General features: G+C 61.7%; 17 protein-coding genes. 11 read left to right on the forward strand and 6 right to left on the reverse strand.

Going from position 1 to position 18,042, the window contains the following annotated elements; genetic code table 11:
• Positions 1 to 242: 242 nt before the first annotated feature.
• Positions 243 to 1,169, forward strand: coding sequence for a porin (locus ACN5W5_RS20525; protein ID WP_420050303.1), 927 nt, complete (start codon positions 243 to 245; stop codon positions 1,167 to 1,169).
• A 92-nt stretch (positions 1,170 to 1,261) separates the two neighbouring features.
• Here ACN5W5_RS20525 and ACN5W5_RS20530 read toward each other — a convergent pair whose 3' ends face one another.
• Positions 1,262 to 1,603, reverse strand: coding sequence for a ComEA family DNA-binding protein (locus tag ACN5W5_RS20530; protein ID WP_420050304.1), 342 nt, complete (start codon positions 1,601 to 1,603; stop codon positions 1,262 to 1,264).
• A gap of 245 nt (positions 1,604 to 1,848) precedes the next feature.
• On the opposite strand from ACN5W5_RS20530, the gene ACN5W5_RS20535 reads away from it, so the two are divergent.
• Positions 1,849 to 2,775 (forward strand): IS1595 family transposase, encoded by a 927-nt coding sequence (locus ACN5W5_RS20535; RefSeq protein WP_420050305.1) that lies wholly within the window; start codon positions 1,849 to 1,851, stop codon positions 2,773 to 2,775.
• Positions 2,776 to 3,166: 391 nt separating this feature from the next.
• On the opposite strand, the gene ACN5W5_RS20540 is transcribed toward ACN5W5_RS20535, so the two are convergent.
• Positions 3,167 to 3,931, reverse strand: coding sequence for a DUF5343 domain-containing protein (locus ACN5W5_RS20540; protein WP_420050306.1), 765 nt, complete (start codon positions 3,929 to 3,931; stop codon positions 3,167 to 3,169).
• 564 nt (positions 3,932 to 4,495) lie between these two features.
• Here ACN5W5_RS20540 and ACN5W5_RS20545 point away from each other — a divergent pair.
• The 6 genes from ACN5W5_RS20545 to ACN5W5_RS20570 all read left to right on the forward strand — a co-directional run bounded on the left by ACN5W5_RS20545 (position 4,496) and on the right by ACN5W5_RS20570 (position 11,466).
• Complete coding sequence (locus ACN5W5_RS20545; protein ID WP_420050307.1) at positions 4,496 to 5,476, forward strand: ABC transporter permease; 981 nt, start codon at positions 4,496 to 4,498, stop codon at positions 5,474 to 5,476.
• 1 nt (position 5,477) lies between these two features.
• The gene (locus ACN5W5_RS20550; RefSeq protein ID WP_420050308.1) at positions 5,478 to 6,704 is read left to right on the forward strand and encodes a M20 aminoacylase family protein; all 1,227 of its coding nucleotides are present in this window, start codon (positions 5,478 to 5,480) and stop codon (positions 6,702 to 6,704) included.
• A 37-nt stretch (positions 6,705 to 6,741) separates the two neighbouring features.
• The gene (locus ACN5W5_RS20555) at positions 6,742 to 8,319 is read left to right on the forward strand and encodes an ABC transporter substrate-binding protein (RefSeq protein WP_420050309.1); all 1,578 of its coding nucleotides are present in this window, start codon (positions 6,742 to 6,744) and stop codon (positions 8,317 to 8,319) included.
• Between the two features lie 142 nt (positions 8,320 to 8,461).
• Entirely contained in the window at positions 8,462 to 9,373 is a 912-nt protein-coding gene (locus ACN5W5_RS20560) for an ABC transporter permease (protein WP_177133001.1), read from the forward strand.
• Between the two features lie 6 nt (positions 9,374 to 9,379).
• Entirely contained in the window at positions 9,380 to 10,378 is a 999-nt protein-coding gene (locus ACN5W5_RS20565; RefSeq protein WP_420050310.1) for an ABC transporter ATP-binding protein, read from the forward strand.
• Positions 10,375 to 11,466: an ABC transporter ATP-binding protein gene (locus tag ACN5W5_RS20570; protein ID WP_420050311.1), complete on the forward strand. Its 1,092-nt coding sequence runs from the start codon at positions 10,375 to 10,377 to the stop codon at positions 11,464 to 11,466. Before ACN5W5_RS20565 ends, ACN5W5_RS20570 begins: the two co-directional genes overlap by 4 nt.
• Before the next feature lie 250 nt (positions 11,467 to 11,716).
• On the opposite strand, the gene ACN5W5_RS20575 is transcribed toward ACN5W5_RS20570, so the two are convergent.
• The gene (locus ACN5W5_RS20575; protein ID WP_177132998.1) at positions 11,717 to 12,565 is read right to left on the reverse strand and encodes a MurR/RpiR family transcriptional regulator; all 849 of its coding nucleotides are present in this window, start codon (positions 12,563 to 12,565) and stop codon (positions 11,717 to 11,719) included.
• A gap of 70 nt (positions 12,566 to 12,635) precedes the next feature.
• On the opposite strand from ACN5W5_RS20575, the gene tal reads away from it, so the two are divergent.
• Positions 12,636 to 13,577, forward strand: a complete 942-nt coding sequence (gene tal / locus ACN5W5_RS20580) for a transaldolase (protein WP_420050312.1) — start codon at positions 12,636 to 12,638, stop codon at positions 13,575 to 13,577.
• Positions 13,578 to 13,782: 205 nt separating this feature from the next.
• Here the strand turns inward: tal and groL are convergent, their stop codons facing one another.
• Positions 13,783 to 15,429: a chaperonin GroEL gene (gene groL / locus ACN5W5_RS20585; RefSeq protein ID WP_177132996.1), complete on the reverse strand. Its 1,647-nt coding sequence runs from the start codon at positions 15,427 to 15,429 to the stop codon at positions 13,783 to 13,785.
• 45 nt (positions 15,430 to 15,474) lie between these two features.
• Positions 15,475 to 15,765 (reverse strand): co-chaperone GroES, encoded by a 291-nt coding sequence (locus tag ACN5W5_RS20590; RefSeq protein ID WP_068174446.1) that lies wholly within the window; start codon positions 15,763 to 15,765, stop codon positions 15,475 to 15,477.
• A gap of 399 nt (positions 15,766 to 16,164) precedes the next feature.
• Between ACN5W5_RS20590 and ccoG the strand changes: the two genes are divergently transcribed.
• The gene (ccoG, locus tag ACN5W5_RS20595; RefSeq protein ID WP_420050313.1) at positions 16,165 to 17,598 is read left to right on the forward strand and encodes a cytochrome c oxidase accessory protein CcoG; all 1,434 of its coding nucleotides are present in this window, start codon (positions 16,165 to 16,167) and stop codon (positions 17,596 to 17,598) included.
• 54 nt (positions 17,599 to 17,652) lie between these two features.
• Here the strand turns inward: ccoG and ACN5W5_RS20600 are convergent, their stop codons facing one another.
• Positions 17,653 to 17,880 carry an SDR family oxidoreductase gene (locus ACN5W5_RS20600; protein WP_420050407.1) on the reverse strand — a complete coding sequence of 76 codons (228 nt, stop codon included), beginning with the start codon at positions 17,878 to 17,880 and terminating at the stop codon, positions 17,653 to 17,655.
• 29 nt (positions 17,881 to 17,909) lie between these two features.
• On the opposite strand from ACN5W5_RS20600, the gene ACN5W5_RS20605 reads away from it, so the two are divergent.
• A complete protein-coding gene (locus tag ACN5W5_RS20605) occupies positions 17,910 to 18,038 on the forward strand; it encodes a hypothetical protein (protein WP_420050314.1) in 129 nt (42 codons plus the stop codon).
• Positions 18,039 to 18,042 lie beyond the last annotated feature (4 nt).

Raw genomic sequence — 18,042 nt, forward strand, 5'->3', positions numbered from 1 at the left:
GCCGGTTGACCGGCAGGGTTTTTTTATTGGTGGTTTCGTTGCATGTGGTCTTATGGCTCACTTCTGGTTTCTTCTGGGGTAGGTCGCTGTGTCAAAAAACCGACAAACTTGAACAAGCCTGGTCGTTTTTTGCGGGAAAACCCTTGTGGGGCCGAGAGCGCGGTTTAGTATTTGTAGCGTGATTTCGCTTCACAGCCGGTTTCGATATACGGGACTGGATTTTTCAAACAAGGAAACATCTCATGAAAAAGTCTCTGATTGCTCTGGCCGTTCTGGCTGCTTCGGGCGCTGCCATGGCCCAGTCCAGCGTGACCCTGTACGGTATCGCCGACATCTACGTGGCCAAGGTCAAAGGCCAGTCGGCTGCTGCCGGCAGCGGTGGTGTGAACACCAGCCGCGTGGGTTTCAAGGGCTCTGAAGATCTGGGCGGCGGTCTGTCTGCCATCTTCCAGTTCGAGCAAAAGCTGAGCTTGGGTGATGGTTCGACCAACGACAAGCTGTTCGATCGTCAAGCCAACGTCGGCTTGGCCGGTGGATTCGGTACCCTCAAGCTGGGTCGCAACTGGAACGCCATGGACGACGTCTTTGGTGCTTCCAACAGCGGCTTTGACTCGGCGCTGTCGGCCAACGCGATCTGGCAGAACAGCTACACCGGCGCTGCCGATGCTCAGCTGTACTACGCCACGCCTGAATTCGCTGGTGTCAGTGGTGCTGTGAGCACGCAACTGACCGGCAACGTTCCTGCTGGTGCCAAGCGCATCTCCGCTGGTCACGTGAAATACGCTGGTGGCCCTGTGGCTGTGGCCCTCGGCTACGAAACCAACGAAGTCGGCCAGAAGGGCACCATGCTCAACGGCTCGTACGATCTGGGCGCTGCCAAGCTGCTCGCCAGCTACTACACGACCAAAGACACTGGTGGCGTTGCCGACGCTAAAGTGAACTCCTACCAGCTTGGCGCTGACATTCCCTTGGGCGCGTTCACGCTGTCCGTGGGTTACGCCAGCTCCAAGGCAGACGGTGCTTCCGAGAGCGACAGCGCTTTCGGTGTGGCCGCAGCTTACAGCCTGTCCAAGCGCACCATGGTGTACACCGGCTTCCGTGCTGAAGACCGCAAGGCAACGGGTACCGATGCCGACATCTTCGCTATCGGCCTGAACCACAAGTTCTGATATCCCAGACGGCCCTGAGGCCGTTGGATTCGCAGAACAAAAGCCCCCGGGGACGCTTCCCCGGGGGCTTTTTCATTGGTGGGTCGGCTGTCTTATTGCGCGTTTCCAGCAACTGGAGTGGCTTTGGTTACCGTCTTCTCCAGCTTGGGCTTGGCGGGTGCTGAAATGGCCTGGTGTGCGACGCCATTGACGGTCAGTCCTTCCGCTGACAGCTTCGCCGCGCGTTTTTCGCCGATACCGGAAACCCGCTGGATCAGGTCCGCCCAATCCTTGAACTTGCCCACCTTGCGTTCACTCAGAATGCGGGTCGAGGTGCCTGGACCAATGCCTTTGATGCTGTCGAGATCGGCTTCGCTGGCGCTGTTCACGTCAACGGCGGCAAATGCGCTGGCGGCGATCAGCGCGAGTAAGGCCATCATCATCTTCCTGATCATTCAAAACTCCCTGGCTAAAGATTGCAAAAGCGCTGTTGCTCGGGTTTGAGCTGGGCGCGACGTTGGCGTGCCACACACACCTAGGCGAAATTTAGAGGAGTCGGCATTGAATGTCCCTCCCGCGTTTGGGGGATATGCGGGATTTTTGAATGAATGGGCCTGAGCTGATACATAAATAGTGTGAAGTATGTACTTGACAAACCACGTTCAAAAGCGAATAATCGGGCCACTCAGGAGCAACAACCATGGCCGAAGCAATCCTCAACCAGCCTCAGTTTCAAGACGTTGACGCAGCAAGAACGTACTTGGAGGCGCTTCGTTGGCCGAACGGTGTCGTCTGCCCTCACTGCGGCGTCGTTGGTGGCGCAAGGCAGATGCAAGGCATTGCCCATCGGACCGGCTTGTGGAAGTGCAACGATTGCCGGTCACAGTTTTCAGTGACCGTTGGTACTGTTTTCGAAGACAGCAAGGTCCCGCTTAACAAGTGGCTTATGGCTGTGCATTTAATGTGCGCAAGCAAGAAAGGCATCTCCGCCAAACAGCTTGAGCGCATGCTCGGTGTGACTTACAAGACCGCATGGTTCATGTCCCACCGTATCCGCGAAGCGATGACGGGCGACAACTCGACGCTGCTTGGCGGTCCCGGTTCATCTGGCATCGTTGAGGCCGACGAAACCTTCTGGGGCACCGCCACAGACGCGAACGGCAAGAAGCTGGAGCAGCGACCCGGTGTCCATCACAAAATGATGGTGGTGTCGCTGGTCGAGCGCAACGGCAACAAGCGTTCGTTCCACATCCCCAACGTCAACGGCAAGACGCTCGGCGCGGTGCTCAAGTCTCAGATCAGCGCCAGCGCCCGTCTCATGACCGACGAGGCCCGCGCTTACAAGACGTTTTCTAAAGCGTTCGCCTCGCATGAAACCGTGAGCCACGGTCAGAACGAATACGCTCGTGGCGACGTCACCACCAACACCGTAGAGGCATCGTTCGCGCTGCTCAAGCGCGGCCTGATCGGCACTTTCCACAGCGTTAGCGAGCAACATTTGCAGCGGTACTGCAACGAGTTCGACTTCCGCTGGAACACCCGTCAATCTCAGGGCGTCAACGATGTGGCACGCATGCAAATAGCCCTAAAAGGCATCGAGGGCAAGCGCCTCACTTATCGTGGCTAACTTGAAAGAAAAGATGTCTGGGAAAGCACCAAGCGGGAAGCCGCCATCCAGCGAGCCGCAAGTAGAAAACATGTCTCCACCAGGGTTCAACCAGGTCCTGTTGCGGATGTTGGCGACACCGCCGCCGAAGGGCCTCCCGCCTCAGAAAACTAGGGCGGGCAAGAGGCCTCAAAAGCCTAGCAAAAACTGACTGACTCGCTATAATTAAGTGGTGCGCACGGTGGGATTTGAACCCACATACCCTGCCAGGTGGCGATTTTAAAGATCGCTGTGTCTACCGTTTCACCACGCGCGCAGTTTGTGGAGGTGAGGGGATTTGAACCCCCGGGGACTTGGATGGAAAGCCGGACCCCATACCAGATCACCCCCCTAAACATTCAAAGGGGTCCAATCATTCTTCTGGTTGGACCTCTTTGTCTTTCTTGGGGCCGACTTTGTGAGTTGGGGCTAGTTCTTTCCAGCCCTCAACGTACAGCTGCAGCATCTTGGTTAACCTGTCCCAGTCAGTTGGCGCCCAGTCCGCAGGGATGACGATCTTTACTCGGCGGTCGATTGGAATTGGAATGTAGAAGGTCTGTGTACCGGTGCTGCCAGCACCACCGGCGCCATCATCAGCTGGATCATCGTCATTGTGGCCATTGCCATTGCCCAACTTTCCGGCGTCCTTCTTGGGTTTTGGCTGCGACGGCACCCGCGGCTGAGTTGGCACCTTAAGGTTTGACGACACCTTGATGCCTGCAAACTTCGCCATGCCTAAAAAGAAGGCAACACCCCGATAAAGAGTGCTGCCTGTCGGACCTTGCAGCTTGAACAGATCAACGAACTGCTGCTGAGTCGCGCGCTCGATGTTGAACTTAGTGGTGTCGAAGAGCCAAGGGTATGCGCTCCTCAGAATCTCACCCATCAAAACTTTGCGCTCGTCATCTGTGGCAAGAACATAGGTTTTGTATGCCGGTGACGGTACGCCTTTATCGTCAACCAACTTCAGGTACTTCAGCCCCGACAGCAGCTCGTTCGCAGTTGCGCCGGAGAAGTTCGTCATCAGTGATTTATCAACCACGTCGGTGACGTGGCCGTCTTCACGGCGCTGAGTAAAGAACGTCTCCATAGATCTGTATGAGACGTAAGAAGGAACCAGTTGTTTGTCTGTTGCCATTTCGAACCCTTTTCGCCCCTGCCAGAGACGGTGCTCGATTTTAAACAGACCCAATCTGTAGCGACAAGTGATATCGCAAAGGAAACTACAAATATCTTTGGTTTGTCATGTATACACTTCACTAAATAGTTGTACATATGAGACGCTGGAGCCAATCGATGGAGGCTGCGGGGACAACTTGCCGGTTTTGTGCCACCGCGCCGTGGGCCATTGAACGGGTCGGGCTGGGCAAACCTGTGGAGATGAAGTCGGTGTCCAGCCAGAGACCGCTAGGGTTAGTCCCGTTCTGGGTTGTGGAACGGTTGTTGCATAGTGCGGCTACCGTCATTCATTTAGATGTCAAGCAATGAGAACACCGCTCACGCTCTGGTGTGCAGCGTTGGCCGTTGGGGTCCGCATTCCCCGAATCAATCAGGTGATCCCATGGACCATAAAGAAAAACACCGAGGTGGTGCACCGCACCGACAACCGGATGGACTTGCGCCTCATCAAGGTAAACTGATTTCAGTCAGACGGCAGGGTGTCGCCCACCGGCTGGGTTGACCCTCTCTTCTTCCCCACAAGATGTTCGCATTCATTCTCAGGCGCCTGGCGCAGGCTGTGGTGGTGATGGTCAGCGTGGCCTTGATCGCCTTCATGCTGTTCCAGTATGTGGGTGATCCGGTCGTCTTCCTGTTGGGGCAGGACGCCACGCCAGAACAGATTCGCGAACTCCGCGTCGACCTCGGGCTTGACCAGCCGTTTGTGGTGCAGTTCTGGCATTTCCTGGTCAACGCCGTTCAAGGCGAATTCGGACTCAGTCTGCGCCAGGGGGCCAAAGTGTCACGGCTGATCGGTGAGCGCTTGCCGGCCACGCTGGAACTGGCGCTGGTGGCTGGCGTGATGGCGCTGGCGCTGGGTATTCCCATGGGCGTGTACGCAGCGCTCAAGCGCGGCAGCTTCACCAGCCAGCTGTTCATGACGATCTCGCTGCTGGGGGTTTCGCTGCCCACCTTCCTGATCGGCATCTTGCTGATCCTGGTGTTTGCCGTGCAACTGGGGTGGTTTCCCAGCTTTGGCCGTGGCGACGTGGTGCAACTGGGTTGGTGGAGCAGCGGGCTGCTGACTGGCAAAGGCTGGTTGCACATCACGCTGCCAGCGATCACGCTGGCGATCTTCCAGCTCACGTTGATCATGCGGCTGGTGCGCGCCGAGATGCTGGAAGTGCTGCGCACCGACTACATCAAGTTTGCCCGCGCGCGCGGCCTCACCAACCGGGCCGTGCACTTCGGACACGCCCTCAAAAACACCCTCGTGCCCGTGATGACGATCACAGGCTTGCAATTGGGTGGCCTGATCGCCTTTGCCATCATCACCGAAACCGTGTTCCAGTGGCCGGGCATGGGCCTGCTGTTCATCCAGGCAGTGACCTTTGCAGACATCCCTGTGATGGCGGCGTACCTGTGCCTGATCGCCCTGATCTTCGTGGTGATCAACCTGATCGTCGACCTGCTGTATTTCGCCGTTGACCCGCGCCTGCGTGCCGACAAAGCGGGAGGGCACTGACTTGCTGGCGCCCCGCATCAAGGCACATGGCCGCGCGTTCGCGCACATCGCGGCGTACCACCCCGAGCTCACCGCGTTGAGGCGCGATTTGCACTCGCACCCCGAAATCGGTTTCGAGGAGCACTACACCGCGCAGCGTGTGGTCGAGGCGCTCAAGGTGTGTGGCGTGGACGAAGTCCACACCGGCATCGGCAAGACCGGGGTTGTGGCGGTGGTTCACGGTTGTCAGCGCCAGAGCGGTCGCATGATCGGTTTGCGGGCCGACATGGACGCCCTGCCCATGACCGAACACAACGACTTTGCCTGGAAGTCCCTCAAGCCCGGGATGATGCATGGCTGCGGCCACGACGGTCACACCACCATGCTGGTGGGTGCGGCGCGCTACCTCGCCGCAACCCGGCAGTTCGATGGCACGGCGGTGTTGATCTTCCAGCCCGGCGAAGAGGGATTTGCCGGCGCCAAGGCGATGATCGAGGAAGGTTTGTTTGACCGTTTTCCCGTGCAATCGGTTTACGCCATGCACAACTGGCCGCAGATGCGTCCGGGGACGGTGGGCATCAACCCCGGGCCGATGATGGCCGCGGCCGACCGCATCACGATCGAGATCACCGGCAAAGGCGGCCACGGCGCACACCCGTATCAGACGGTGGACCCGGTGCTGGTCTCGGCCCACATCATCACGGCACTGCAAAGCATTGTTTCGCGCAATGTGCGTGCGATCGACAGTGCAGTGGTGAGTCTGTGCGCGATGCAGGCTGGCGACATGGGCGCCTTCAGCGTAACGCCGGGCAAGGCGACGCTCGTGGGCACGGTGCGCACCTTCAGTCCGGAGGTGCAGGACTTGGTCGAGCGCCGGCTGCACGAGGTGTGTTCCGGTGTGGCGTTGGGACTGGGCGCCGCGGCCCATGTGAATTACGAGCGCATTTACCCCGCGACCATCAACAGCCGCCAGGAGGCCCGGTTCGCTGCCGAAGTGGCTCAGAAGCTGCTGGGGCACGACCACGTGGACCGCGACCTGGAGCCCAGTATGGGCGCCGAGGATTTTTCTTTCATGCTGCAGGTCAAGCCCGGGGCCTATCTGCGGCTCGGCCAGGGCGCCGAAAACGGCGTGGGCAGCTGTTTTCTGCACAACAGCCGCTACGATTTCAACGACGATGTGCTGCCGCTGGGCGCTGCACTGCACGCGGGCCTGATCGAGCAGGGCATGCCGCTGGCCAGCGCCGACTGATGTTTTCCACTTTCCCAACCACGCCTAGGAGCGACTCATGAAGTTCAAGCAAACGTTGACGGTCTGTGCGGTGGCCGCCGCCCTCGCCACCCTGGGAGCCGCGCAGGCGCAGACGGTGCGCATCGGCAACCAGGGCGATGCGCTGTCGATGGACCCGCACTCGCTCAACGAGTCCTTGCAACTCAGCGTGACGGGCAATGTGTACGAGCCCCTGGTCACCCGCGGAAAGGAACTGCAGCTGGAGCCCGCGCTGGCCACCAGCTGGAAGCAGACCTCGCCCAACGTCTGGCGGTTCGAACTGCGCAAGGGCGTGACGTTCCATGACGGCAAGCCTTTCACCGCCGACGATGTGTTGTTCAGTTTTGCCCGTGGGTCGGGTGATGGCTCGGACATGAAGAGCTACACGAACGACATCAAGGAAGTGCGCAAGATCGACGCCTACACGGTCGAGTTTGAAACCAAGGCACCGTTCCCCATCCTGCCGGGGGTGCTGTCGTTCTTCTACATCATGAGCAAGCAGTGGAGCGAGGAGAACCAAGCCACCCGTCCGGTGGACCGCCGCAAAGGTGTTGAGAACGCCGCGTCGTTCCGCGCCAACGGCACGGGACCGTTCCGCCTGCGCGAGCGACAGCCCGGCGTGAAATCCAGCTTCGTGCGCAACGGCAACTACTGGGGCAAGATCGAAGGCAACGTGGTCAACGTGGAATACACCCCGATTGGCAACGATTCGACCCGCGTGGCCGCGCTGCTGTCGGGCCAGGTGGACGTGATGGAGCCGGTGCCCGTGCAAGACGTGGCACGCGTCAACGCCAGCGGCAAGGCCAAGGTGCTCCAGGGTCCCGAGCTGCGCTGGATTTTTCTGGGCATGGACCAGAAGCGCGACGAGTTGCTGAATTCCAGCGTGAAGGGCAAGAACCCGTTCAAGGACAAGCGCGTGCGCCAGGCCTTCTACCAGGCGATCGACATCAACGGCATTCAGAAAACGGTGATGCGTGGTGCGTCCACGCCGGCGGCGCTGCTGGTGGGCCCGGGCATCAACGGGTTTGATCCCGCCATGAACACCCGCCTGCCGTACGACACCGAGGCCGCCAAGAAGCTGATGGCCGAGGCCGGTTACCCGAACGGCTTCGAGGTCGGCATGAATTGCCCGAACGACCGCTACGTGAACGATGGCGCCATCTGCCAGGCGGTGGCGGCCAACCTGGCGCGCATCGGTGTCAAGGTCAACCTGCAGGTGGAAACCAAGGGCACCTATTTCCCCAAGGTGCTCAAGCGCGACACCAGTTTCTACCTGCTGGGCTGGTCGCCCAGCACCTACGACGCGCACAACGTGCTGAATGCACTGATCCGCTGCGTGGACGACAAGGGGTCGGGCCAGTTCAACCTGGGTGCCTATTGCAACCCGAAGGTGGACGAACTCACGCTCAAGATCCAGTCTGAAACCGACCAGGCCAAGCGCAACGCCATGATCAAGGAAGCGTTCACCCTGCACTCGAACGACGTGGGTCATCTGCCGCTGCACCAGCAGGCCTTGGCCTGGGGTGTGGCCAACAACGTGCAGTTGACGCAACGGGCCGACAACCAGATGCCGTTCCGATACATCAGCGTGAAGTAGCGCTCCCCCCTGCGCCGCTGCGCGGCTTCCCCCCAAGGGGATGCCAGCAGCGGCCCCGGCATAGCCGGTTCCCGCTGGCCCTGGATGGGCTTCCCTTCTGTTCCGCCACTTGGCTGGTTCACACCCATCGAAAGCACCTCACTTGATTGCCTTTGTTCGCCGTTGGCTTGACAGTGATGTCGGCCACAGTTTCCGCACATCGCCCACCGCCATGGTCGCGGCAGCGATCGCCTTCGTCTGCCTGTTCTGTGCGGTGTTTGCCCCCTGGGTGGCCCCGCACAACCCGTTTGACCTCGCCACCCTGGAGTTGTCCAATGCGCGCCTGCCACCGGCCTGGAGCGAGGGTGGTGTGTCCCAGTTCCTGCTCGGCACCGACGATCAGGGGCGCGACATCCTTTCTGCCCTGATATACGGCGCGCGTATTTCGCTGGCGGTGGGTCTGGCTTCGGTGGTGCTGTCCGTGGTGATCGGTGTGGCGTTCGGTCTGCTGGCGGGTTTTCTGGGGGGGTGGGTGGACGCCTTTCTCATGCGCCTGTGTGACGTGATGCTGTCGTTCCCAGCCATCCTGGTGGCGCTGCTGATCGCGGGCGTGGGGCGCGCTCTGTTTCCGGATGCCCACGACTCGCTGGCCTTTGGTGTGCTCATCCTCTCGATCACGCTCACGGGCTGGGTGCAGTACGCTCGCACGGTGCGCGGCTCCACCATGGTGGAGCGCAACAAGGAATACGTGCAGGCCGCGCGGGTGACGGGCGTGGCGCCGCTGCGCATCATGCGCCGCCACGTGCTGCCCAACGTCATGGGGCCGGTGCTGGTGCTGGCCACCATCCAGGTGGCCACCGCCATCATCACCGAAGCCACGCTGTCGTTCCTGGGCGTGGGCGCACCGCCCACTTCGCCCTCGCTGGGCACGCTGATCCGGGTCGGCAACGACTACCTGTTCTCGGGTGAGTGGTGGATCACCATCTTCCCGGGCGCGATGCTGGTGCTGATCGCGCTCTCAGTGAACCTGCTCGGCGACTGGCTGCGCGACGCGCTCAACCCAAGACTCCGGTAAACCACGATGAGCCTGTTGCAAGTCAAGAACCTCGTTGTCGAGTTTCCCCACCGAAGGGGCACCTTGCGTGCGCTCGACGACATTTCCTTCGACATCGCGCCCGGCGAAATTCTCGGCGTGGTGGGCGAGTCCGGTGCGGGAAAATCGCTCACGGGCGCTTCCATCATCGGTCTGCTGGAGCCGCCCGGGCGTGTGGCATCCGGTGAGATCCTGCTGGAAGGCCGCCGCATCGACAACCTGCCGTTCGATGAAATGCGCAAGGTACGCGGGCGCCAGATCGGCGCCATCTTCCAGGATCCGCTCACCTCGCTGAACCCGCTGTACTCGGTCGGACGCCAGCTGATCGAAACCATCACCACACACCTGCCGGTGAATCAGGCGGAAGCGCGCAAACGCGCCATTCAGCTGCTGCGCGACACCGGTATTCCGGCGGCCGAGCAGCGCATCGACCACTTCCCGCACCAGTTCTCGGGAGGCATGCGCCAGCGGGTGGTGATTGCGCTGGCGCTGGCGGCCGAGCCGCAGCTGATCGTGGCCGACGAGCCGACCACCGCGCTCGATGTGTCGATCCAGGCCCAGATCATCACGCTGCTCAAGACCATCTGCAAAGAGCGCGGTGCCGCCGTGATGCTGATCACGCACGACATGGGCGTGATCGCCGAGACCTGCGACCGCGTGGCCGTGATGTACGCCGGGCGCATTGCCGAGATCGGCCCGGTGCATGAAGTCATCAACCACCCGGCCCACCCGTACACCGCCGGACTCATGGCCTGCATTCCGGACATGAGCGTGGACCGCGAGCGCTTGCACCAGATCGATGGCGCCATGCCGCGGCTCAATGCGATTCCGGCCGGTTGTGCCTACAACCCGCGCTGCGACCGGGTGTTTGCCCGCTGCCACGCCGAGCGCCCCGATCTGATGCCCGCGGGCGTGACCCGGGCGGCTTGCTGGTTGCATGCCGGGTCGTCCGCGGCGCAGATCCTTGCGCAGGGGGTGGAGGCATGAATTCGGACCAGACTGATCCAGCGGTGTTGCGCCACGAGCCAGCGCTGGCTTCATCGCAGACACCCGTGCTCTCGCAAGAGGGCTTGCCAGAGTCCCAGGCGCCGCTGGTACGTGCCACCGACCTGGCCAAAACCTTCGACGTCTCGGCACCCTGGCTCAACCGGATGCTTGAACGCCAGCCGCGACAGCTCTTGCGCGCGGTGGACGGGGTTTCTTTTGACATCCAGCGCGGTGAGACGCTGGCCCTGGTGGGCGAGTCGGGCTGTGGCAAGAGCACGGTGGCGCGCCTGCTGGTGGGGCTGTACGAGCCGACCCGCGGCGGATTCGAGTTTGACGGGCAGGATGCCCATGCGGCGTTCAAGACGCCGGCGGGCCGCCAACTGCGTCGCCGCATCCAGATGATCTTCCAGGATCCATACGCCAGCCTCAACCCGCGCTGGGTGGTGGAAGACATCATCGCCGAGCCGCTGCGCGAGCACGGCATCGAGACCGAACCCGTGGCCCTGCGCGCTCGCGTCGATGCCTTGTTGCATTCCGTGGGCCTGTCGCCGCACGACCGCGTGAAGTACCCGCACCAGTTCTCCGGCGGGCAGCGCCAGCGCATCTCGATCGCGCGAGCGCTGGCCACGCAGCCCGAGTTTCTGGTCTGCGATGAGCCGACTTCGGCGCTCGATGTGAGCGTGCAGGCGCAGGTGCTCAACATCATGAAAGACCTGCAGCGCGAGCGCGGTCTGACCTATCTGTTCATCAGCCACAACCTGGCGGTGGTGCGTCACGTGAGCGACCGGGTGGGCGTGATGTACCTGGGGAGGCTGGTGGAGTTGGCGCCCAAGCACACGCTGTTCGACACCCCGCGCCACCCTTACACGCGCATGCTGCTCGACGCCATTCCCAAGATGCACGACACTGGTCAGGCGCGGACGCCGGTGTCAGGCGAAGTGCCCAACCCGCTGAATCCGCCCAGCGGCTGTGCGTTCAATCCACGCTGCCCGCATGTGAATGAGCGGTGTCGGAACGAGCGGCCCGAGTTGCAGATGATCGGTGGTGTTCGCATCGCGTGTCACGCAGTGGAAGAAGGCAGGATCTGATGGGCGGCGGGTGGGCGTTGGCGCGGACAACGGGCGCTCCCCTCCGCGAATGTCCCCCGGCCTGCTGCGCAGGCCTCCTCCTTGACTTTGCTGCGGGAAACACCCGTTGTCCTCAGGCCTGTTCGGCCCACGTGCCTCCAAACCTCAGGATGCCGTGGAACCGGCTTTGCCGGGCCATTGGCAGTGTCCCCCTCTGGGGGAAGCCGCGTCAGCGGCGCAGGGGGGAATGTTCAGCCCTCAACGCGCACGGTCAGGCGTAGCGCTTGCTCCGCAGGTTGTTCTTCATCTCCTTCAGCAGCGGCTGCAGCTTGCTGCCCCCGATGCGCAGCGCCAGGCAGGTGGCGACCACGTCGATCACCATCAGGTGCATGAGCCGCGAGGTCATGGGGCTGTAGCGGTCATAGCCTTCGGGGTGGTCGGCCGAGAGGTGGATGTGCCCCGCTGCCGCCAGTGGTGAGCCGCTGGCGGTGATCACGATGACCGTGGCGCCGTGCTTGCGGGCGATGTCGGCCGCGTCCATCAGGTCGCGCGTGCGGCCCGAGTTGGACACGATCACCAGGCAGTCGCCCGGCCCCAGCAGCGAGGCGCTCATGACCTGCATGTGGCCGTCGCTGTAAGCGATGGCGTTGATGCCCAGGCGAAAGAACTTGTGCTGCGCGTCCTGCGCCACGATGCCCGAATTGCCAGCGCCGTAGAACTCGATGCGGCCGCGGTTCTTGTAGGTGGCCAGCAGCGCGTCCACCGCCTTCTCGATCGAGTGCGTGGACGCGTCGTTGCGGTATTTCAGGAACGCCGCCACGGTGTTGTCGATCACCTTGACCAGCACGTCGCCCACCTTGTCGTCCACGTCCACACTTCGGTGGATGAAGGGCACACCCTCGCTCACCGTGCCGGCCAGCTTGAGCTTGAAGTCCGACAGGCCGTCGTAGCCCATGCTGCGGCAGAAGCGCACCACAGTCGGTTTGCTCACGTGCGACCGTTCGGCCAGCTCGGACACCGGCAGGCTGGCAAAACTGCGTGGATCGAGCAGCACGAGTTTGCCCACCCGTTGTTCGGCGGGTGCCAGAGAGGGCAGGGAGGCTTTGATGCGGTCGAGCATGAGGAACAATCGGGTTACGAAACAGGTTACATGGAGATTGTGAAACCTTATTACACCCGATAATGGCGAAATGAACCAGCTCGACGCACTCAAACAGCTCACCACCGTGGTCGCCGACACCGGGGACTTCAACCAGATCGCCGCCTTCTCGCCCCGCGACGCGACCACCAATCCGTCGCTCATCCTGAAGGCGGTGCAGAAGCCCGAATACGCCCACCTGCTCAAGGATGCGGTGGCGAAATACGGCGCCCAAGGGCTGGACGAGGTGATGAACCGCCTGCTCGTGAGCTTCGGCTGCGAGATCCTGAAACACATCCCCGGTCGCGTGTCGACCGAGGTGGACGCGCGCCTGAGCTTCGACACCGAAGCGACCGTGACCCGCGCGCGTCGCATCATCGATCTTTACCAGGGCGAGGGCGTGCACATCGACCGCGTGCTGATCAAGATCGCGTCCACCTGGGAAGGCATTCAAGCCGCTGCCCGCCTGGAGCGCGATGGCATCCACACCAACCTCACCCTGCTGTTCTCGTTCGCCCAGGCCGTGGCCTGTGGTCAGGCGAAGGTGCAGCTGATCTCGCCTTTCGTCGGCCGTATCTACGATTGGTACAAGAAGAACGCCGGCGCGAGCTGGGACGAAGCAGCGATGGCGGGCGCGAACGATCCAGGCGTGAAGTCGGTGCGCGCAATCTACAACTTCTACAAGAAGCACGGCATCGCCACCGAGGTGATGGGTGCGAGTTTCCGCAACGTGGGCCAGATCACGGCGCTGGCCGGTTGCGACCTGCTGACCATCAGCCCGGACCTGCTGGCGCAGCTGGCGGCGAGCGAAGCGCCGCTGGCGAAGGCGCTGGATGCCGGCGCTGCCAAGGCCATGGACATCCCCTTTGTCACTTACGACGAAGCCGGTTTCCGCTTTGCGATGAACGAAGACGCGATGGCGACCGAGAAGCTGGCCGAAGGCATCCGTGCGTTCGTGGTGGACACGATCAAGCTCGAAGGCATGATGCGTTGACCCACCCGAAGTCCCCTCGTTTGGGGGCATCAATGAAAAAACCCCGCGAAGCGCTTCGCGGGGTTTTTTCTTGGGATTTCGTCAGCGTGCAGTGATGCAATCCGACGCAGCATGAGGCGCCAGGTCAAGGCGCAAGGGCGTAGACAGTGGCAGCGCCACGGGCAAGCCCTTGCAACGCCGGCCTGGCGTCTCAGGCAAGGCGCAATTACATGCCCATGCCGCCCATGTCACCCATGCCACCCATACCGCCACCACCCATGGCAGGTGCGTCATCCTTCGGGGACTCGGCCACCATGCACTCGGTCGTCAGCATCAGGCTGGACACGGAAGCGGCGTTCTGCAGCGCGGTACGGGTCACTTTCGTTGGGTCCAGAATGCCCATTTCGATCATGTCGCCGTAGGTGTCGTTGGCGGCGTTGAAGCCGTAGTTGCCCTTGCCGGCCAGGATGGCGTTGACCACCACGCTCGGCTCGCCACCGGCGTTTGCCACGATCTCGCGCAGGGGCGCTTCGATGGCTTTCAGCACCAGCTTGATGCCGGCGTCCTGGTCAGCGTTGTCACCCTTGATGACACCAGCGGCCTGGCGTGCGCGCAGCAGGGCTACGCCACCACCGGCCACGATGCCTTCTTCCACCGCAGCGCGCGTGGCGTGCAGGGCGTCTTCGACGCGGGCTTTCTTTTCCTTCATCTCGACTTCGGTGGCTGCGCCGACCTTGATCACGGCCACACCGCCGGCCAGCTTGGCCACGCGTTCTTGCAGCTTTTCGCGGTCGTAGTCGCTGGTGGCTTCTTCAATCTGCACGCGCACTTGTTTCACGCGGGCTTCGATGTCAGCGGCAGCACCGGCACCGTCGATGATGGTGGTGTTTTCCTTGCCCACTTCGATGCGCTTGGCCGAGCCCAGATCGGCCAGGGTCACTTTTTCCAGCGTCATGCCGACTTCTTCGGCGATCACTTTGCCGCCGGTCAGGATGGCGATGTCTTCCAGCATGGCCTTGCGGCGGTCGCCGAAGCCAGGGGCCTTGACGGCGACAACCTTCAGGATGCCGCGGATGGTGTTGACCACCAGCGTCGCCAGGGCTTCGCCTTCGACGTCTTCGGCAATGATCAGCAGCGGACGGCCGGCCTTGGCGACCTGTTCCAGCGTGGGCAGCAGGTCACGGATGTTGGAGACCTTCTTGTCGTACAGCAGTACGAAGGGGTTGTCCAGCAGGGCAGCTTGCTTTTCCGGGTTGTTGATGAAGTAGGGCGACAGGTAGCCGCGGTCGAACTGCATGCCTTCGACGACGTCGAGTTCGTTTTGCAGCGACTTGCCGTCTTCCACGGTGATCACGCCTTCTTTGCCCACTTTGTCCATGGCATTGGCGATGATGTCGCCGATGCTGGAGTCGGAGTTGGCGGAGATGGAGCCGACCTGGGCGATTTCCTTGCTGGTCGTGGTGGCCTTGGAGGCCTTCTTCAGCTCTTCGATCAGGGCTTCCACAGCCTTGTCGATGCCGCGCTTCAGGTCCATCGGGTTCATGCCGGCGGCCACGTACTTCATGCCTTCGCGCACGATGGCCTGGGCCAGCACGGTGGCGGTGGTGGTGCCGTCGCCAGCGTTGTCCGAGGTCTTGGAAGCGACTTCCTTGACCATCTGGGCGCCCATGTTCTGGAGCTTGTCCTTGAGTTCGATTTCCTTGGCCACGGACACACCGTCCTTGGTCACGGTGGGGGCGCCGAACGAGCGCTCGAGCACCACGTTGCGACCCTTGGGGCCCAGGGTGACCTTGACCGCGTTGGCCAGGATGTTCACACCCTCGACCATGCGTGCGCGGGCTTCGCCGCCGAAAATGACGTCTTTTGCTGCCATGTTGATTTCTCCGGATTCAGTAAATGGGGATGGATGAGAGAAGAATTACTTCTCGACGACTGCGAACAGGTCGTCTTCTTTCATGACCAGCAGTTCGTTGCCATCGACCTTCACGGTCTGGCCGCTGTATTTGCCGAACAGAACGCGGTCGCCGACCTTGACGTTCATGGCGGACAGTTCGCCTTTGTCGTTTTTCTTGCCGGGACCGACGGCCAGGATTTCGCCCTGGTCGGGCTTTTCAGCAGCGGCGTCGGGGATGACGATGCCGGAAGCGGTCTTGGTTTCGCTGTCGATACGTTTGACGATCACGCGATCGGCGAGAGGACGAAGGTTCATTGCATCTCCTGAGATTGAACGGATGAGGGGTTGGGTCAGTCGGTCAAGACCGACCGCAAGGGTCGGGTATGGCCTCTGATCGACTTGGAGCAAGGTGTTAGCACTCCACTCCAGCGAGTGCTAATGATAAGGGCGCTTCGGTGGTATTTCAAGGGGCGCAGCGGTTTTATCCCCGTCCAGGGGGCTTTCATGAACTGGCGCCATATCTGTCGTTTAACTGTCGAATCTGGCAGTGCTTCCAGATTCTCAGATCCGAAAATTGTCCACCAGGTGCTGCAAGTCCTTGATTCTTGGTGATTTCGTGGACTGGCACGGTTCTTGGAACAGGGGTCGGTGTGCACACCAGTCTGGCGTTCGACGCCAAACACCCTACACAGCGGCACCCGCAAGAAAGCACCTATGTCCACGACCACCGCCAACCAGCCCCTGGGCCCCGTGCCCGAGGACGAGCCCAGCGAGCTTGAGGTTTCGCTCTACGAATCGCACAAGAAAATCCACCCGCGTTCGGTCTCGGGCTTCTTCACCCGCTGGCGCTGGGCCATGGTATGGGTCACGCAGATCGTTTTTTATGGTCTGCCCTGGCTGAACTGGAACGGCCGCCAGGCCATCCTGTTTGACCTGCTGTCACGCCGGTTCTACCTGGGTGGGCTGGTGCTCTACCCACAGGATTTCATCTACCTCACCGGTTTGCTGGTGATGGCGGCGCTCTCGCTCTTCCTGTTCACGGCTGTGGCCGGGCGCCTGTGGTGTGGCTACGCCTGCCCACAGACGGTCTACACCGAGGTTTTCCTGTGGATCGAGAAAAAGATCGAGGGTGATCGGTCGGCCCGCATACGGATGGACGAGGCGCCGCTGTCAGGCGCCAAGGCTGGCCGCAAGGCCATCAAGCACACCGCGTGGATCCTGTTTGCGCTCTGGACCGGTTTCACCTTTGTCGGCTACTTCACGCCCATCCGTGGTCAGGCGGCTGACGTGGTATCCGGTACGCTGGGCGCCTGGCAGACCTTCTGGATCTTTTTCTACGGCTTTGCCACCTACGGCAACGCCGGGTTCATGCGCGAGCAGGTGTGCAAATACATGTGCCCCTATGCACGCTTCCAGAGTGCCATGTTTGACAAGGACACCCTGATCGTCACCTACGACACCGCCCGCGGTGAACCACGTGGCTCGCGGGGCAAGAAGGTGGACCCGAAAGAAAAAGGCCTCGGTTCGTGTGTGGACTGCACCTTGTGCGTGCAGGTCTGCCCCACCGGCATCGACATCCGCAAGGGCTTGCAGTACGAGTGCATCGGTTGCGGCGCCTGTGCTGACGTGTGCGACGAAGTGATGGACAAGTTTGGCTATGCGCGCGGCCTGGTCAAGTACTCCACGCAAAACGCCATGACCAGTGGCTGGGACAAGGCGCAGATCATCCGCCGGGCGCTGCGCCCTCGGGTGCTGATCTACACCACGGTGCTGACCGCCATCGCCATCGCCGTCGGGGTGAGCCTTTACAGGCGCGTGCCGATGAAGGTGGACGTGATCCGGGACCGTGGCGCACTCGCCCGCATGGTCGAACAGGGCCGCATCGAAAACGTGTTCCGGCTGCAGATCATGAACGCCACCGAAGCAAAACAGGTGGTGCAACTGGGCGTGGACGGTATGGATGGCATCGTGATCGCTTCCGAAACCAGGGTCGAGGTGTTGCCGACCGAGGTGCGCACCCTGGCTGTGCGGGTGCAGGTGCCACCGGGTGCGTCCAGTGGTTCGCACCCCATCGTGTTCAAGCTGCAGTCCACCACTGAGGCAGCGATCCAGCTCGACGAAAAATCGGTCTTCCTGGTGCCGCGCTGACAACGTTTTGACCGGGCCGTCTGCAGTCTGTTGTGGGGCGGCCTGTGACCGGTCTCAGAAGTGAGCGAGGTGGCCACCTTCCACCATGAGTACCAAGCCAGTGACGCAACTGGCCGCGGGACTCGCCAGGAACGCGGCCACCCCGGCGATTTCATCGGGTTGCCCCCAGCGAACGAGCGAGCTGCGTTGGCGCAGCCAGGCCAGCGTCTGGGTGTCTTGTCGCGCTGTTGGTCGCGGTCGCGTAGTAGCCCGGTGAGATGGCGGTGACGCTGATGCCCTCAGGCCCGGGTTCGGCGGCCAGAGCGCGGGTCATGGACAGCCCCGAGGCCGCGGCCGACGCCGATGACGGTTTGCCCATGCAGGGCGAACAGGCTCTGCACGAATGGAAAGGGAATCGTGGTGAGATCGGCCGGGTTCACGCACCCATTGTGGTGACGTGAACCC

Origin of the sequence: Hydrogenophaga sp. ZJX-1, from assembly GCF_048590325.1 — a bacterium.
Taxonomy (GTDB): domain Bacteria; phylum Pseudomonadota; class Gammaproteobacteria; order Burkholderiales; family Burkholderiaceae_C; genus Hydrogenophaga.

What these genes read in the sequence shown, in the direction of transcription:
- groL (WP_177132996.1), bottom strand. Translation starts at nt 15,429, where the DNA reads ATGGCAGCAAAAGACGTCATTTTCGGCGGCGAAGCCCGCGCACGCATG.
- ACN5W5_RS20605 (WP_420050314.1), top strand. Translation starts at nt 17,910, where the DNA reads ATGGACAGCCCCGAGGCCGCGGCCGACGCCGATGACGGTTTGCCCATG.
- ACN5W5_RS20565 (WP_420050310.1), top strand. Translation starts at nt 9,380, where the DNA reads ATGAGCCTGTTGCAAGTCAAGAACCTCGTTGTCGAGTTTCCCCACCGA.
- ACN5W5_RS20525 (WP_420050303.1), top strand. Translation starts at nt 243, where the DNA reads ATGAAAAAGTCTCTGATTGCTCTGGCCGTTCTGGCTGCTTCGGGCGCT.
- tal (WP_420050312.1), top strand. Translation starts at nt 12,636, where the DNA reads ATGAACCAGCTCGACGCACTCAAACAGCTCACCACCGTGGTCGCCGAC.
- ACN5W5_RS20545 (WP_420050307.1), top strand. Translation starts at nt 4,496, where the DNA reads ATGTTCGCATTCATTCTCAGGCGCCTGGCGCAGGCTGTGGTGGTGATG.
- ACN5W5_RS20535 (WP_420050305.1), top strand. Translation starts at nt 1,849, where the DNA reads ATGGCCGAAGCAATCCTCAACCAGCCTCAGTTTCAAGACGTTGACGCA.
- ACN5W5_RS20530 (WP_420050304.1), bottom strand. Translation starts at nt 1,603, where the DNA reads ATGATCAGGAAGATGATGATGGCCTTACTCGCGCTGATCGCCGCCAGC.
- ACN5W5_RS20555 (WP_420050309.1), top strand. Translation starts at nt 6,742, where the DNA reads ATGAAGTTCAAGCAAACGTTGACGGTCTGTGCGGTGGCCGCCGCCCTC.
- ACN5W5_RS20540 (WP_420050306.1), bottom strand. Translation starts at nt 3,931, where the DNA reads ATGGCAACAGACAAACAACTGGTTCCTTCTTACGTCTCATACAGATCT.
- ACN5W5_RS20590 (WP_068174446.1), bottom strand. Translation starts at nt 15,765, where the DNA reads ATGAACCTTCGTCCTCTCGCCGATCGCGTGATCGTCAAACGTATCGAC.
- ACN5W5_RS20570 (WP_420050311.1), top strand. Translation starts at nt 10,375, where the DNA reads ATGAATTCGGACCAGACTGATCCAGCGGTGTTGCGCCACGAGCCAGCG.
- ccoG (WP_420050313.1), top strand. Translation starts at nt 16,165, where the DNA reads ATGTCCACGACCACCGCCAACCAGCCCCTGGGCCCCGTGCCCGAGGAC.
- ACN5W5_RS20575 (WP_177132998.1), bottom strand. Translation starts at nt 12,565, where the DNA reads ATGCTCGACCGCATCAAAGCCTCCCTGCCCTCTCTGGCACCCGCCGAA.